Origin of the sequence: Nocardioides sp. NBC_00163, assembly GCF_045206295.1 — a bacterium.
GTDB lineage: Bacteria > Actinomycetota > Actinomycetes > Propionibacteriales > Nocardioidaceae > Nocardioides.
In genome coordinates this window covers 1,222,349-1,238,399 of record NZ_CP108155.1, presented here as the reverse complement: position 1 = coordinate 1,238,399, position 16,051 = coordinate 1,222,349, and the positions used below count along the sequence as shown (strand labels likewise).

Sequence of the window (16,051 nt, the reverse complement as noted above, 5' to 3'; positions counted from 1 at the left end):
TGCTCCCCGAAGGCACCCCCATGACCGACTTCCTCTCCACCGCCCGGCTCAGCCGCCGCGCGCTCTTCGGCACCGCGGCCGCCACCATCGGCACCGCTGCCGCCGGCGTCACCGCGACCGCAGCCGTGACCCCCGCCGGGGCTGCGACCGCGACCGGCACCGCCGGGTTCCCGGACGCCTTCGTCAAGGCGTTCCGCAAGCCGGGCACGGCCACCGCCGCGGGCTTCCGCTGGTGGTGGCCGCACGGCCTCGTCGACCCGGTCGAGATCGCGCGGGAGGTCGACCAGGTCGCCGACGCAGGCTTCGGCGTGCTCGAGGTCGCGGACGTCACCCACAGCCTGCGCGCCCGCAACATCGACATCGACGTCGCGATGCACGGGTGGGGGACGGCGCCGTGGGTGGCCGGCGTCAAGGCCGCGCTCGCGCAGGCGGCGAAGCGGGACGTACGCGTGGACCTGACGGTCGGCCCCTCCTGGCCGGCCGCCGTCCCGACGATCACGCCCGACGACGACGCGGCCTGCACCGAGCTCGTGCACGGACAGGCGGTCGTCAGTGCCGGGTCGTCCTACGACGCAGCGCTTCCTGAGCCCGTCGTGGAGCCGGCGTCGTCGGTGACCCGCGCAGAGCTGGTGACCGTGCAGGCGCACCGCGTCACCGGTTACGTACGCGACCGCAACAACAACATCACCAGCACGATCCTCGACCCGGCCTCCTACCTCGACCTCAGTGAGAGCGTCCAGGGCGAGCACCTCACCTGGACCGCGCCGGCCGAGCCGGCCGGCGCCACCTGGGTCGTGCTCGCGACCTGGCAGCGGGGCTCGGGCCAAGAGCCCGAGGCCGGCCCGCACACCTCGCCGCGTGCCTACGTGGTCGACCACTTCAACCGTCGCGGCGCCCAGAAGGTCATCGACCTGTGGCAGGACCGGGTGCTCGACGGCGAGCTGCGTACGCTGCTGCGCGCCGCGGGCGGCTACCTCTTCGAGGACTCCCTCGAGATCGAGACCGAGGCGACGATCTGGACCCGCGACCTCCTCGACGAGTTCGAGGCGAAGCACGGCTACGACCTGCGGCCGTGGCTGCCGTTCGTGCTGGAGAAGGACGAGAAGTACCAGTTCTCGATCGCGGCCACCGACCCCGCCACCGCCGACAGCCTGCGCACCAACGAGATCCGCGACGACTACAACATCGTGCTCTCCGACCTCTACCGCGACCACCACCTGCGCCCGATGCAGGAGTTCGCGAAGACGCTCGGCATGGGCATCCGGATCCAGCCCTACGGACTGGAGACCGACACCATGCAGCACTCGGCCGTGGTCGACGTACCGGAGACCGAGTCCCTGGGATTCAAGAACCTGGACGACTACCGGGTGATGGCCGCCGGCCGCGACCTCGCCGGCCACACGGTCCTCTCCTGCGAGGCGATCTGCTACAACGGCGCCGCCTACAACACGACCTGGGGCGCCAACAGCACCAGCCCGACCGCCCAGAACCAGGCGCTGTTCACGATCAACAGCATCTTCGTCGCCGGCGTGAACCAGCTGATGATCCACGGCTTCCCCTACGCGAAGGCGCCCGACGTCACCTGGCCGGGCTTCGCGGCCTTCTCGCCCTACTACAACGGCGCGATCGGCTTCGGCGAGGCCTGGGGGCCGCGCACTCCGCAGTGGCAGCACATCCCCGGCATCGCCGCCTACCTCGCCCGCACCCAGCTGGTGCTGCAGACCGGCGCCCCGAAGTACGACGTCGCGTTCTGGCGCCACAAGGGCTGGGCCTCGACCGGCATCGGCCCGCAGTGGATCACCAACAACGGCACCAAGCTCGGCTGGTCCCACTCCTTCGTCAGCGCCTCGCTGCTCGCGCTCGACGGCGTCGACGTCGCGAACGGCCGCCTGGCGCCCAACGGTCCGGCCTACAAGGCCGTCGTCGTCGGTCCCGACAACCTGCGCAGCAACGCGTTCACGATGGAGATCGACGGCGCGAAGCGGCTGCTCGCGCTCGGTCGCAAGGGCCTGCCGATCGTGCTCATCGGCGACTGGTCGCAGGTCACCGTCGCCGGGCGCGACAGCGAGGCGGCCACCGCCGAGGTGCGCTCGCTGATGGCCCAGATCGGCGCCCTGCCGACCACCCGCACCGTCCCCGAGGCCGAGGTCGGCAACGCGCTGGCCGCGCTCGGTGTCGTACGCGACGTCGAGCACGCCGACTCGACGGTGATGCACGTCCGGCGCGTCACCGGCAAGGTCGACCTCTACTACCTCGCCAACGCCCGGCACGCCGAGAACCGGCGGCTCAACCCGGTGCAGCAGGACGTCTGGCTGACAGCCACCGACCGCGCCGCGGTGCCGTGGCTGTTGGACGCGTGGACCGGTGAGGTCACCCGGATCGCCGCCTACGAGCGCGCCGGTGACCGGGTCCGGGTACGGGTCGATCTCGTTCCGGGCCAGTCCACCGTGGTCGCTCTCGCGGCCCCGGGCGCGGGCGTCGCCCGCTCTGTTCTCCCCGTCGCCACCGCTGGCCAGGCCGTGGTGGCGCGGGGCGCCAACGTCGCGCTGCGCACGACGACCGCCGGCACCTTCGAGCTCACCAAGGCCGACGGCCGGACGGTGAAGGTCGCCGTCGACCGCGTCCGTGAGCCGGTGACGCCGCAGTCGTGGGCCCTCGCGCTCGAGGACTGGAAGCCGGCGAACCCGGCCGACCCCAAGGACCTCGCCACGACGAAGGAGGTCGTGACCAGCGACCTCGCGTCGCCGCAGTCCTGGTCGAAGGTCGCCGGTCTCGAGGACGCCTCCGGCATCGGCCGCTACCGCACGAGCGTCGACCTGGGCACCGACTGGACCGCGGAGGACGGCGCCTACCTCGAGCTCGGCGAGGTCAACGACACCTTCCGGGTGCGCGTCAACGGCGGGCTGTTGGCGCCGTGCGACCCGATGGACCCAGTGGTCGACCTGGGCCACGCCCTGGTCGCCGGCTCCAACACGATCGAGATCGAGGTGGCCTCGACGCTGCTCAACCGGCTGCGCACCGTCACCCCGTCGGTCTACGGCGTGGCGACCAGGCAGAGCTACGGGCTCGCCGGGCCGGTGCGTCTGGTGCCCTACGTCGAGAAGGTCGTGGCCCGATGAGCTCGGTGTCCCGGTCGCGTGCCCATCCATCGGCCCATTCATCGATCAGCGTCATGCTGAGACAGGAGTGAACCGTGGCGGCCTCGGGCGGCGTACGACCTTCCTCTTCGACCGATCTTCCCGCGGACGAGGTGGAGGTGCTGGCGTTGTTCGCGCGGGGCTACACGATCGAGCGGATCGCGCGGGCGCTGGGCATCTCCGAGCGCACCGTGCGGCGCCGTCTCCGGGCGGCCGCGGATGCGCTGGGAGCGGGGACGAGTGTGGAGGCGGTCGTGCGGGCCGTACGCACCGGACTCATCTGAACTGATTTGATGGCAACTAGACAGACGAAGGAGGCTGCTCGATGCGAGTCGCACTGATGGTCACCTGCATCAACGACGCGCTCTACCCGAGCACAGGGAAGGCCGTCGTACGCCTCCTGCGCCGGCTCGGCGTCGAGGTCGACTTCCCGCAGGCGCAGACGTGCTGCGGGCAGCCGATGGTCAACACCGGTTACCTGGACGAGGCGGTCCCGGTGGTGCGTACGTTCGTGGACGCGTTCGCCGGCTACGACGCCGTGGTGACACCGTCCGGGTCGTGCGCGGGCTCGGCCCGGCACCAGCACTCGATCGTGGCCCGCCGCTCCGGCGACGAGGCCCTGGAGCGGGCAGTCGCGGAGGTCGCCCCGAAGGTCTATGAGCTCTCCGAGTTCCTCGTCGACGTGCTGGGGGTGACGGACGTGGGCGCCTACTACCCGCACCGAGTGACCTACCATCCGACCTGCCACTCGCTGCGGATGCTGGGTGTGGGGGACCGGCCGCGACGGTTGCTGGAGTCGGTGCGGGGGATCAGGCTGGTCGACCTGCCCGGCGCCGACCAGTGCTGCGGCTTCGGTGGCACCTTCGCGGTCAAGAACGCCGACACCTCGATCGCGATGGGCGCCGACAAGGCCCGCCACATCCGCGAGACCGGCGCCGAGATCGTGGTCGCCGGTGACAACTCCTGCCTGACCCACATCGGCGGCGTGCTCTCCCGGCAGCGCTCGGGCGTACGCACCGTCCATCTCGCCGAGATCCTCGCCTCGACCGAGGGGGCTCTGCGATGAGCGGCACCTTCGTCGGCATGCCGGCCTTCCCGGAGGCCGCCCGCGAGGCCCTCGCCGACTCCCAGCTGCGCCACAACCTCGCCCACGCGACCGGCACCATCCGCGCCAAGCGGGCCAAGGTCGTCGCCGAGGTGGAGGACTGGGAGGAGCTGCGCCTGGCCGGTGCCGCGGTCAAGGAGCGCGCGCTGCTCGACCTCGACACCCAGCTCGTACGCCTCGAGGAGACCCTGACCGCCAACGGCGCGACCGTCCACTGGGCCCGTGACGGCGACGAGGCCAACGCGATCGTCGCTGCGATCGCGAAGGTGCACGACGCGGAGGAGGTCGTGAAGGTCAAGTCGATGGTGACCCAGGAGATCGGGCTCAACGAGGCGCTCGCCGAGGAGGGCATCGCGGCCTGGGAGACCGATCTGGCCGAGCTGATCGTGCAGCTCGGCGACGACCTGCCGAGCCACATCCTGGTGCCGGCGATCCACCGCAACCGGGCCGAGATCCGCGAGATCTTCCGGTCGAAGATGGGGGCCGCGGGCCGTCCGGCGCCCGCCGACCTGACCGACGAGCCGGCCGTGCTCGCCGCTGCTGCGCGGGAGCACCTGCGCGAGAAGTTCCTGCGTGCGAAGGTCGGGATCTCCGGTGCCAACTTCGCGGTCGCCGAGACCGGCACCCTCGTCGTGGTGGAGTCGGAGGGCAACGGCCGGATGTGCCTGACCCTTCCCGACGTGCTGGTCTCCGTCGTCGGCATCGAAAAGGTCGTCTCCCGCTGGGAGGACCTCGACCCGATGCTCAGGCTCCTGCCGCGGTCCTCGACCGGCGAGCGGATGAACCCCTACACCTCGACGTGGAGCGGGATCACCCCTGGCGACGGCCCGCAGGAGGTGCACGTGGTGCTGCTCGACAACGGCCGCACCCGTGCCCTGGGCGACGAAGTCGGCCGGCAGGCGCTGCGCTGTATCCGGTGCTCGGCCTGCCTCAACGTCTGCCCGGTCTACGAGCGCACCGGCGGCCATGCGTACGGCTCGGTCTACCCGGGCCCGATCGGCGCCATCCTCAACCCCCTGCTGAAGGGCGTCGGGCACGACGACCAGACCGACTCGCTGCCGTACGCCTCCTCGCTGTGCGGCGCCTGCTTCGAAGTCTGTCCGGTACGCATCGACATCCCCTCCGTCTTGGTCGACCTGCGCGCCCAGGTGGTCGACGCCCACCGAGGTGGCGTGCCGAAGCCGGAGGCCGTGGCGATGAAGGGTGCGGCGTACGTCCTGGGGCGCTCGCGCCGCCTCTCCGCCGTCGAGCGCTTCACCGGTCTCGGCATGCGCTTCGCGCGCCGCTTCGGACCCGCCGCCTGGATCGGAGCCCGAGATCTGCCGGACGCGCCGGGGGAGAGCTTCCGCGCCTGGTGGCTGCGCACGGATGGCGGCCGCACCGACGGCGGCCGAAAGGGAGATGGCATCGATGACTGACGCACGCACCGAGATCCTCGCCAGAGTCCGCGAGGCACTGGCCGGCTCGGCGGTCGAGCTACCCGAGACGTCCGCTCCGCGGGACCTCGCGCCCGTCGCGACCCCCGAGGTCGTCGACCACTTCGCCGAACGCGTGGCCGACTACCGCGCCGTGGTCGAGCGCTGTGGAGCCGAGAAGCTCGAGGGCCGCATCGCCGCCGCGCTGCCTGCCGGCGGCCGGGTCGTCGTCCCACCCGGCCTGTCGGTCCAGGTCCCCGAGGCGATCGTCGACGACGGCACCCTGACCGCCGCGGAGCTGGACCGGATCGCAGCGGTCGTCACCGAGGCGCGCGTCGGCATCGCCGAGACCGGCACGATCGTCCTCGACCACGCCCCCGACCAGGGCCGTCGAGCCATCTCGCTGGTCCCCGACACCCACATCTGCGTGATCCGCGAGGACCAGGTGGTCCCCGACGTACCTGATGCCATCGGCGTCTTGGACCCCGCCCGTCCGCAGACCTGGATCAGCGGCCCGTCGGCCACCAGCGACATCGAGCTCGACCGCGTCGAAGGCGTACACGGCCCCCGCACCCTCCACGTCCTGGTGGTCGCCGGCAAACGGTGACCGGATCCGGCCACGACCCTTCCCGATCGTGTGACGGTGGTCATAGTCTTCGGAGTGCTCTGAAACGTATCAATCCCGCTCCGGAGGACCCCCATGAAGCTCCGCCTGGCCGCGATCGTGATCAGTGTCCTCGTCGTCGCGGTGCCGGTCCCGGCCGTGGCTGTCGACGGCGCGGCGGCTACCCACCTCACCATCTCGCAGCTGTCCTCGCCGCGCGACGTGGAGGACCTCAGTTCGCCGCTGCTGGCCTGGCACGTCCCCTTCGCCGAGCAGAGCGCCTACCGCGTACAGGTCGCCCGGATCAGCGAGGGCATCGGAGCCGCCGGAGTCTGGGACTCCGGTCGCGTCAGGTCCTCGGCGAGCACCAACGTGCCCTACGCCGGTCCGGCGCTCGAGCCCGAGCAGACCTACCAGTGGCGAGTACGCACCTGGGACGGCCGTGGAAAGGGCTCGGACTGGTCGAGCGTCTCCACCTTCACCACCGGCCCCGGTCAGGAGTGGGGCCAGGCCGAGCCCATCTGGCTCACCCAGACCCGCACGATCTCCTGGGGTGACGTCACCATCGACACCACCTTCCGGATCACGTCCCAGAACGCCACCATCGCCTTCCGGGCCGCGGACGCCAGCAACTACTACATGTGGCAGTTCCGCGGCGACGGGGTGAACACCTTCGCTCCCCACAAGCGCGTGGGCGGGACCTTCACCCAGCTCGACTCGGTGGCGCTGGCCAAGCCCCTCGTCCGCGACACGTCCTACCGGCTGCGCATCCAGGCAGAGGGAACCACCATCCGCACGTGGCTCGACGACACCCTCGTCGACACCCGCACCCTCACCGACTTCGCCGCCGGCTCGGTCGGCTTCCGCACGGGCGGGTCCGAGCGCAACGCGTGGGACGACCTGACCGTCACCTCCGCCACCGGCGAGGTCCTCTACACCGACGACTTCTCCGCCAGCAGTGACTTCGCCTGCGGCGCCGCGGTGGGCGGCTGGCTCGAGGTCGGCACGAACGCCAACTGCATCTACGGTGTCGAATCGCAGGACTGGGCCTTCCTCCGGCACGAGTTCACGCTGCCCGACAAGCCGATCGCGGCCGCCACCCTCTATGCGACCGCATCCTCGACCGCGCCGGGCCGGCAGTACGTCTACAAGGCGTGGCTCAACGGCGAGTTCGTCGGTCTCGGGCCGACGCAGCCGATCCGCGGCGAGGCCCGCTACGACGGCTTCGACGTGACCGACGCACTGCGGCCGGGAGCCGAGAACGCGATCGGGGTGCTCGGCTGGACGAGCAGCGACCGGCGCTTCCTCGGGCGGCTCGTCGTGGAGTACGCCGACGGCACGCGTGACGCGATCGTGAGCGGTCCGCAGTGGCGGAGCCGCTCCGGCGGCCTCGTCTTCCCCTCCGCCGGCAGCATCGGAACCTCGTTCTTCTCGGCACCGAAGGAGAACCTGCAGTCGGCCCAGTGGCCCGAGGGCTTCGCCGAGCCGGGCTTCGACGACTCCGGCTGGAGCGACGCCGCGGTGCGTCCGGCTTTCGGCGACCTCCGCGCCGCCCCCACGGCGAAGGTGGAGCAGCAGTTGAGGGCGCCGGTCAGCGTCGTGGAGAAGGCGCCCGGCCACTACTTCATCGACTACGGCCGGACGTGGATCGGCGGTCTCTCCCTGGACGTCGACGGCACGGCGGGACAGGTGCTCGACCTCCGGTTCGGTGAAGAGCTGTCCGCGCCCCAGACGGTGCGGTACGCCATGCGTACCGGCAACACCTACCAGGACAGGTGGACGCTGCGTGCGGGCCAGCAGCACTTGGAGACCTGGGGGATGCGGGTCTTCCGCTACGCCGAGGTCATCGGTGCTCCCACCGGTCTGGGCGCCGCCGACTTCCCCGCCCTGGCGCAGGTCTATCCCTTCGACACCGACGAGGCGGTCTTCGACTCTGCCGACGACGACCTCGATCGCGTGTGGGCCCTGTCGCGCAACACGATCGAGGCCACCAACCACGACCTCTACGTCGACTCCTGGAGCCGCGAGCGCGGTGCCTATGAGGCCGACAGCTACCTGCAGATGATGGCCAACTTCTTCGTCTCCAGCGACCCGACCCTGGGCAACTACTCCCTGGAGTACCTGCTCACCCGCAGGACGTGGCCGACCGAGTGGCCGATGTACACGATCCTGGCCTTCCACGACTCCTGGCAGCAGACCGGTGACACCGCGGCCCTGGCCCGCAACTACACCGCCCTGCAGGAGAAGCTGCCACTCAAGTGGGTCGAGCCGTCGACGGGACTCATCCGCAAGAACAGCGGATCCAACGGCTCCAGCTCCTGCACCGACTGCGACATCGTCGACTGGCCCGCGTCCGAGCGCGACGGCTACGTCTTCCGCCCCTACAACACGGTCATCAACGCGATCGGCCACCGGTCGTTCCGTGACATGGCGGAGATCGCGACGGCGCTGGGCCACGACGACGACGCGGCGACGTACACCGCCATCGCCGACCGACTCCGGAACGCGGCCAACGACAGGCTGTGGGACTCGGCCAAGGGTGCCTACCGAGACGGTCTCAACGCCGACGGCACCCCGATCCAGCACTGGGCGATCCAGGCCAGCGTGTTTGCGACGGCGTTCGGACTCGCACGAGGTGAGGTCGCGCAGCAGGCCGCGGACTACATCGGAACCCGTGGCATGGCCTGCAGCGTCTACTGCGCCGCCTTCGTCCTCGAGGCCCTCTACGACGGCGACCGCGGAGACGTCGCGCACCAGCTGCTGACGAGCACGGGACTCCGCAGCTGGCTCAACATGATCGCGAAGGGAGCCGGTGCCACCGCCGAGGCCTGGGACACCTCGCTGAAGCCCAACATGACGTGGTCGCACCCCTGGGCGGCGTCCCCGGCCTACAACGTGCCCCACGGCATGTTCGGCATCGAGCCCCTGATGCCCGGCTACGAGGAGTTCCGCGTCCGGCCGCAGCCTGCCGGGGTCCCGTGGGCACACGTCACCCTGCCCACCCTGCGTGGACGCATCGGCGCGGCGTACGCCACGACCGACCGTGGCGTCGACCTCGGCGTGAGCGTCCCCGGCAACTCCCGGGCCGAGGTCTTCTTGCCGTCGCCGTCCGGGGAGCAGGTGTTCCTCGACGGGCGCCCCGTGCCCGCTACGCGTGAGGGCTCCTACCTGGTGATCCAGGACGTGCCCTCCGGCTGCCATGTCATCAGCACGAGCTCGGGTGAGAGCCCGGAGGTCGAGCGGCTTCGCGCCGTCTGCTGAACCCGAAGGCTGTGCCCGGATCCGGCCACAGCAACGTATCAACTCGCTCGGAGGAACCCATGAAGCTCCGCCTGGCCGCGATCGTCACCAGCGCCCTGGTCGTCACCAGCCTCTCGGCCGCAATCTCCCCCTCGGGGGCGGCCCCGGGCAACACCGCACCTGATCGGCCCGTCAGTCTGACCGTCGACGACATCGCTCGACCGCTCAACACCGACCTGACCCCACGGTTCGGCTGGCTGCCCCAGGACAGCGACGCCAACGAGGTGCAGAGCGCCTACAAGATCGAGGTACGCGACGCCGACGGCGAGATCGTCTGGGACTCCCGCAAGGTCACCTCCGCGCAGCAGTCCTACGTCGACTACGCCGGCGAGACCCTCGAGCCCGGCAGCCGCTACACCTGGCGGGTCATGACCTGGGACCGCCGCAAGCACCCCTCGCGGTGGTCGGCGAAGGCGGCATTCGAGACCGGGCTCGGCGACACCGACTGGGCCGGTGCGAGCTGGATCAGGCGACCACCGGGCACCGCGGACAACCCCGCCCAGGAGCGCGACGAGTGGACCCTGGCCCGCACCGAGGTCGAGGTCCCGGACGGCAGGATCGTCAGCGCCCGCAGCTACCTGGCGGCCAGCCACACCGCCGAGCTCTATCTCGGCGGCGAGCAGGCCGACCGGATGAGCAACTTCGGCTACCCGAGCGAGGGCTACTACCAGGCCGCGGACGTCACCGACCTGGTCACGCCCGGCGAGACCCTCGCTCTCGGCGTGAAGCTGCACTGGTTCAGCGGCGGCCAGGGCCGCGCGGCGGGCATCCCCGGCGTACTCCTGAAGCTCGAGCTGACCTACGCCGACGGGGAGACGACCACGATCGTCACCGACGGCTCCTGGAAGGTCCGCCGCGGCCCGTACGTCACCGTCGGCACCCGCAACGGCGAGGGCCTCTGGATCGAGCACCTCGACGGCCAGGCCGCCCAACAGATCGGCGACTGGACCGAGCCCGGCTACGACGACTCGCAGTGGTCCGGCGCCGTGGTCGTCGGCGCGCACCCGGTGGCGCCGTTCACCCACCTCGAGGGCCAGCAGACAAGGCTCGCCGAGACCGTCGTCCACCCCGAGCGCATCCTCGAAGCCGCCGACGGCACCCCGGTCGCGGACTTCGGCAGGATCATCCCGGCCCGACCCGGCGTGCACTTCGAAGATGGAGTGGCCGGGCGACAGGTCCCGATCCGGGCCGGCTACGAGCTCGCCGACACCGGCCGGGTCTCGACCACCGGCCTCTCGACGCAGAGCACCAACATGTCCTTCCCCTACACCCAGGCCGCCGGCGCGCAGGACTACCTGGCGGTCGGCCACCTGGGCTTCCGCTACCTCGAGATCCCGGGCGCGGGGGAGGAGATCACCGCCGAGGACGTGACCGCGACCGTCGTCCACACCGCGTACGACGAGGACGGCGCCGCCACCTTCGAGAGCTCCGACGCGACCCTCGACGACGTGTGGGACCTGATGGACCGCTCGCTGCGCTACTCGGTCCAGGAGACCTTCGTCGACACCCCGACGCGCGAGCAGGGCCAGTTCCTGCACGACACCGCCAACATCTCGATCGGCCTGATGTCCTCCCAGCGTGAGCGGGTCGCGTCCCGCCAGGCGATCCGGGAGTTCCTGCTCAGCCAGGAGCGCTACTGGACCACCGGCAACGACGCCGGCCGCTACAACGCGGTCTACCCGAACGGCGACGGCAAGCGCGACATCCCCGACTTCACCGAGGTCGTCCCCGACTGGATCTGGCGCTACTACCTCGAGACCGGCGACAAGGCCGTGCTCGAGGACGCCTACGACAACCTCACCGCCACCGCCGGCTACATCCGGCGACACATCGCCACCAGCGGCCCGACCCAGGGTCTGGTCACCAACCTGTCCGGCGGCTCCGGCCAGTACCTGTACGGCATCGTCGACTGGCCCGCCCATGGCCGCTTCGGCTACGACATGACCACCGCCGCCAGGACCACGGTCAACGCGCTCGGCGTCGACGTGCTCCGCAAGGTCGCGCTGATCGGCGAGGAGCTGGACCGCCCCGACGCCGAGGTCGCCGCGCTCCGCTCGGACGCCGACGCCCTCGCGACGCGGATGAACCAGGCGCTGCGCACGGCCGACGGGTCCTACGTCGACGGCCTGCTCGCCGACGGCACCCAGTCCGCCCATGCCGGACAGCACGCGACCTCGTACGCCATCGCCTTCGGCGTCGCACCGGAGCAGGACGTGCCCGTGCTCGGTGAGCAGATCGCCTCCCAGGGGATGAAGCAGGGCCCGATGACCGCCCACGTGCTGCTCGAGGCCCTCGCTGAGGCGGGCGCCGGCGAGAGCGTCCTGAACCTGCTGACCAACGAGGACGACTACGGCTGGGCCGGCTGGCTCGCCGGCGGCGGCACCTTCACTCCCGAGGCCTGGGAGCTGAGCGGCTCGGCCAACAGCGCCTCCCACGGCTGGGGCTCGCGCGGCATCGTCGACGTCACCGAGTCGGTCCTCGGCATCCGCACCACCGCCCCCGGCGCCGCCGAGGTCGAGCTCACCGTGCCGGCCACCGGCCTGACCCACGCCAAGGGCTCGGTGGCCACCCAGCGCGGCCGCGTCGCCTCCGCCTGGACCCGCACCGCCGACGCCGTCACCCTTCGCGCCACCATCCCGGTCAACGTCACCGCGGTCGTACGCCTCCCCGAGGGCTCCTACCTGGCCACCGGCCCCGGCAGGACCGCCCCGGAGCGCCTCGGGACCGCGAACGGCATCACCTCCTACCGGATCGGCTCCGGTGCCTGGACCTTCAAGAAAGGGGCATGACCAGGTGCCGTGACTCCGCTAACCTGCGGCAGTGCGCCGAATCGCCGTGCTCGCCGTGGGTCTCCTGATCGGGGCGACCCTGGCCGCCTGCGGCACGACCGAGCCGCGCGAGACTGCCTGGCCCGACGGGCTGACCGCCTACCTCGACCAGACCCGGCTCCAGCGCAACACCGGTGAGGCGTTCGTACGCCTCGTCAACGACACCGGCACCTCGATCGAGGTCTCGCGCCTCGAGGTGGGCAGCGACCGGTTCCGGGCCCGATGGACGGGCTCGGAACCGGTCGACCCCGAGATGGACTTCGACTTCGACATGCCTCGCGGGAAGTGCGGCGAGGGCGGCGACGCCGACCTGACCATCACTTGGCGCGAGACGGGCGAAGAGGGGGAGTGGCGCACCAGCACCGGCAAGGCCGAGGACAGGTACGCCAACGTCGACCGCCTCCTCGACCGCGACTGCGCCGAGCGCACCCTGACCGAGGCCGCCGACATCACCGTCGGCGAGCCCCGGGTCGAGGGTGAGGGCAAGCAGAGCGTCTTCGTCCTCCCGGTCACGTTCGCCCCGACCGAGGCTCTCCCGGACGTCACCTTCGACGGCTGGGAGGGCACGGTGCTCTTCCAGCTCACGGCCGAGACACCCACCTGGCCACGAGCAACCCCGCTCCCGATGACGGGCGAGCCGACCACGTTGGAGCTGCGGGTCCTGCCGGCTCGCTGCGACCCGCACGCCCTCGCCGACGACAAGGTGGGCAGCCTCTTCCGCGTCCATGTCGGCGGCCCCGACGTTCCGGACGGCGCCAACTACTTCCTCCCGCTCAGCAAGGCGCAGAAGACCGCCCTCTACGACTTCCTGCCCGGCTACTGCGGCTGGGAGTGAGGCTCAGCCGAAGAGCGGCCCGAGCGCGGCCCGGGCGAGCAGGAACCCGACGATCCCCACGGCCCATGCCGTCGCACTCGCGGCGTGTTTGACCAGCCAGCCGTCGAGGAGGGCCAGCGGGCGCGCCACCAGGGGAGCGGCGAAGACGCGCGCGGCGGTGAGCAGGAGCGCCGGAGCGATCATCACCGCGCAGTAGCCGAGCACCCATAGTCCCGAGACCGGCCAGTCCGGCCCCTGGGTCCCGATCACTCCGATCGCGGCCAGGTAGGGGAGCATCGAGGCGGCCTCGACGAGCCCGGCGAGCACCGCCAGCGCGGCGAGCGCCGAGGCCGATCCGGACTCGGAGGCGACCGCCCGCTCGCGCCAGCGGAGCAGGCGGCGCGGCGGTTCCGGGGCATCGGTCTGGCCCTTCGCCGACCTGGGCGGGTCCAGCTTGAAGCTCCACGCGAAGAGACCGACACCGACGAGCAGTTGTCCCCACAGGAACGTGCGCGAGTCGCGCAGCCCGGTGAGCGCATCGGCCACGGCCGAGCCACCCAGCAGGATCGCGATGCCGAGCAGCGCGTAGAACCCGGCGATCGCGCCCAGGTAGACCAGGATCCGTCCGGGCCGCACCCGGCCGGGTGCCATCAGCAGCCACACCGGGATCAGCAGGGTGCCGAAGCTGGTCGAGTCGATCAGTGCCAGCACCGCCAGTGCGACGTACGTCGCGGTGCCGCCCAGATCGCCGGTGAGTGGGCCGAGGTCGATGTCCATGCCCCGAGGTTCGCGCGCGGCCGGCCGCACGCGCGTCGGTCGAACCGGTGATCCTTCGGCGCGGAGATACATCCTTCGGATGACCCCGAGGAGGCGGCGTACGTGCTGAGATGGTGTCGTGGACCGTCCGACCCTGCTGCAGCAGCTGCCCGCGGCGCTTCTCGGCGGTGGCACGAGCCTGCGCGCCGCGGACCGCCGGCTGGCCTGGCTCGACGCCGTGATCGTCCTCGCCGCCGGCCTCGCGCTGCACGCACTCGGTCAGGTCGGGGGCGTACGCGGTCTGCACCCGTTCGGCATCGACCTGGACAGTGTGCCGACCTGGTGGCATCTCGTCCCCCTCACCCTCGCGGCCGGGGCGCTCGTGCTCAAGCGGCGCCGGCCGCTCGCGGTGCAGACCGTCGTCGCCCTCTGCTTCGGGGCAGATCTGCTGATCGGGAGCAGCATCGCGATGGTGGTGGTGCTCTGGGACGCGCTCTTCGCCGGCCAGCTGCACGGATCGCCGCTGGCGCGACGCATCGCCACCGTCGCCGTCGCGGTGGCCATCGGTGCTGCGGTCGTCGCCTCCGCCGCGGCCACCTCGGACCCGCGCACCCCCGTCGTGCTCGCACTCACCCTCTTCGCGATCGTCGTCACCCCGATGTGGTGGGGCAGCAACGTACGTCAGGGCAGCGAGCTCGCCGACGCCGCCGACGACCGGGCCCGGCTCGAGCGCGAACGCAGCGCCGCGCTGCTGCGGCTGGCCGACGCCGAGCGGCACGACGCGGTCCGGGCCGAGCGCTCCGCGGTGGCCCGGGACCTGCACGACGTGGTCGCCTCCCACCTGTCCGCCATCGCGCTGACCTCGGGGGCGGCGCTGGCCGGTGAGCACGACCCGGAACGGGACCGCGCGGCGCTGCGGTCGGTGCGGGCCGAGAGCCTGGCCTCGCTCGACGACATGCGCGCGATGATCCGCGTCCTGCGCTCCGACGGCGATCCCGGCGACGCCGAGGACCTCACCGCCGCCTCCCGCGCCGCCAACCTCGGCCCCGTCCTGGAACAGGCGCGACTGGCCGGCCTGCCGCTGCGGGTCGACGACCCCGGCGGGCTCTTGGACGGTGCCGACCTCGCGCTGCCGGTCTCGGTCGACCACGCCGTCTACCGGATCGTGCGCGAGTCCCTGACCAACGTGCTCAAGCACGGCGGCGGCACCACTCATCTGCGTCTGATCCCCGGCGACGCCCTCGAGATCGAGGTGACCGATGCCGGCGCCGCGAAGGAGCCCCCGGCCGAGGCCGGCACCGGCACCGGACTGGTGTCGATGCGCGAGCGCGCCGAAGCCCTCGGCGGAACCTTCGAGGCCGGCCCTGACGGCCCCGGCTGGCGGGTCCGGTCGACCCTGCCGCTCCCGGGAGCGAGCGCATGATCCGCGTTCTGCTCGCCGACGACCACGCCGCCATCCGCGCCGGTCTGCGCATGTTGCTCGCCACCGCCGGCGACATCGAGGTGGTGGGGGAGGCCGCCGACGGCGCGACCGCGGTCGCCAACGCGCGGGCTCTGCGCCCCGACGTCGTGCTGATGGACGTACGCATGCCCGGCACCGATGGCGTGACGGCGACCCGCCAGGTCGTCGAGGAGGGGCTCGCCGACGTACTCGTGCTGACCACCTTCGACCTGGACGAGTACGTCTTCGGTGCCCTCCGCGCCGGCGCGGCCGGCTTCCTGCTCAAGTCGGCGGAGGCGTCCGACCTGGTCGACGCCGTCCGGCACGTCGCCGCCGGCGACGGTGTGGTCGCCCCGGAGGTGACCCGCCGGGTGCTCGCCGAGCTCGCCGGCGCGCCGGACCGATCCGTCCCGGCGTCCACGGCCGCCGTACCACTTCCTGAAGACCTCACACCCCGGGAGAGGGACGTACTCGCGGCCCTGGGACAAGGCCTGTCCAACGCCGAGATCGCCCAGCGGCTGGTGATCTCCGAGGCGACCACGAAGACCCACGTCTCCCGCGTCCTGGCGAAGCTCGGGGTCGCCTCGCGGGTCCAGGCGGCGATCGTGGCCCGCGAGGCGGGCATCGTCTGAAGACGCGCCCACACCCCAG

General features: G+C 71.6%; 11 protein-coding genes. 10 read left to right on the top strand and 1 reads right to left on the bottom strand.

Annotated features, from left to right (window positions below; translation table 11 throughout):
- Window positions 1-20 precede the first annotated feature (20 nt).
- The 8 genes from OG801_RS05920 to OG801_RS05885 all read left to right on the top strand — a co-directional run bounded on the left by OG801_RS05920 (window position 21) and on the right by OG801_RS05885 (window position 13,224).
- Window positions 21-3,119 carry a glycosyl hydrolase gene (locus OG801_RS05920; protein WP_406034429.1) on the top strand — a complete coding sequence of 1,033 codons (3,099 nt, stop codon included), beginning with the start codon at window positions 21-23 and terminating at the stop codon, window positions 3,117-3,119.
- Window positions 3,120-3,193: 74 nt separating this feature from the next.
- Entirely contained in the window at window positions 3,194-3,421 is a 228-nt protein-coding gene (locus tag OG801_RS05915; protein ID WP_355020528.1) for a helix-turn-helix domain-containing protein, read from the top strand.
- A 41-nt stretch (window positions 3,422-3,462) separates the two neighbouring features.
- Window positions 3,463-4,203 (top strand): (Fe-S)-binding protein, encoded by a 741-nt coding sequence (locus OG801_RS05910; RefSeq protein ID WP_406034427.1) that lies wholly within the window; start codon window positions 3,463-3,465, stop codon window positions 4,201-4,203.
- Entirely contained in the window at window positions 4,200-5,660 is a 1,461-nt protein-coding gene (locus OG801_RS05905) for a lactate utilization protein B (protein ID WP_406034425.1), read from the top strand. Before OG801_RS05910 ends, OG801_RS05905 begins: the two co-directional genes overlap by 4 nt.
- Window positions 5,653-6,264: a lactate utilization protein C gene (locus tag OG801_RS05900; protein WP_406034423.1), complete on the top strand. Its 612-nt coding sequence runs from the start codon at window positions 5,653-5,655 to the stop codon at window positions 6,262-6,264. Before OG801_RS05905 ends, OG801_RS05900 begins: the two co-directional genes overlap by 8 nt.
- 93 nt (window positions 6,265-6,357) lie before the next feature.
- The gene (locus OG801_RS05895; RefSeq protein WP_406034422.1) at window positions 6,358-9,522 is read left to right on the top strand and encodes a family 78 glycoside hydrolase catalytic domain; all 3,165 of its coding nucleotides are present in this window, start codon (window positions 6,358-6,360) and stop codon (window positions 9,520-9,522) included.
- 59 nt (window positions 9,523-9,581) lie between these two features.
- Window positions 9,582-12,350, top strand: a complete 2,769-nt coding sequence (locus OG801_RS05890) for a family 78 glycoside hydrolase catalytic domain (protein ID WP_406034420.1) — start codon at window positions 9,582-9,584, stop codon at window positions 12,348-12,350.
- Between the two features lie 31 nt (window positions 12,351-12,381).
- Window positions 12,382-13,224 carry a hypothetical protein gene (locus tag OG801_RS05885; protein ID WP_406034418.1) on the top strand — a complete coding sequence of 281 codons (843 nt, stop codon included), beginning with the start codon at window positions 12,382-12,384 and terminating at the stop codon, window positions 13,222-13,224.
- A 3-nt stretch (window positions 13,225-13,227) separates the two neighbouring features.
- Here the strand turns inward: OG801_RS05885 and OG801_RS05880 are convergent, their stop codons facing one another.
- Window positions 13,228-13,980: a GAP family protein gene (locus OG801_RS05880; protein ID WP_406034416.1), complete on the bottom strand. Its 753-nt coding sequence runs from the start codon at window positions 13,978-13,980 to the stop codon at window positions 13,228-13,230.
- Window positions 13,981-14,098: 118 nt separating this feature from the next.
- Here OG801_RS05880 and OG801_RS05875 point away from each other — a divergent pair, with 118 nt between their 5' ends.
- The gene (locus OG801_RS05875; protein WP_406034415.1) at window positions 14,099-15,382 is read left to right on the top strand and encodes a sensor histidine kinase; all 1,284 of its coding nucleotides are present in this window, start codon (window positions 14,099-14,101) and stop codon (window positions 15,380-15,382) included.
- Window positions 15,379-16,032, top strand: coding sequence for a response regulator transcription factor (locus OG801_RS05870; protein ID WP_355021784.1), 654 nt, complete (start codon window positions 15,379-15,381; stop codon window positions 16,030-16,032). Before OG801_RS05875 ends, OG801_RS05870 begins: the two co-directional genes overlap by 4 nt.
- Window positions 16,033-16,051: the final 19 nt, after the last annotated feature.

Excerpts from the sequence above, each read along its gene's own strand:
- OG801_RS05920 (WP_406034429.1), top strand. The coding sequence starts at position 21 with ATGACCGACTTCCTCTCCACCGCCCGGCTCAGCCGCCGCGCGCTCTTC.
- OG801_RS05910 (WP_406034427.1), top strand. The coding sequence starts at position 3,463 with ATGCGAGTCGCACTGATGGTCACCTGCATCAACGACGCGCTCTACCCG.
- OG801_RS05905 (WP_406034425.1), top strand. The coding sequence starts at position 4,200 with ATGAGCGGCACCTTCGTCGGCATGCCGGCCTTCCCGGAGGCCGCCCGC.
- OG801_RS05900 (WP_406034423.1), top strand. The coding sequence starts at position 5,653 with ATGACTGACGCACGCACCGAGATCCTCGCCAGAGTCCGCGAGGCACTG.
- OG801_RS05895 (WP_406034422.1), top strand. The coding sequence starts at position 6,358 with ATGAAGCTCCGCCTGGCCGCGATCGTGATCAGTGTCCTCGTCGTCGCG.
- OG801_RS05890 (WP_406034420.1), top strand. The coding sequence starts at position 9,582 with ATGAAGCTCCGCCTGGCCGCGATCGTCACCAGCGCCCTGGTCGTCACC.
- OG801_RS05880 (WP_406034416.1), bottom strand. The coding sequence starts at position 13,980 with ATGGACATCGACCTCGGCCCACTCACCGGCGATCTGGGCGGCACCGCG.
- OG801_RS05870 (WP_355021784.1), top strand. The coding sequence starts at position 15,379 with ATGATCCGCGTTCTGCTCGCCGACGACCACGCCGCCATCCGCGCCGGT.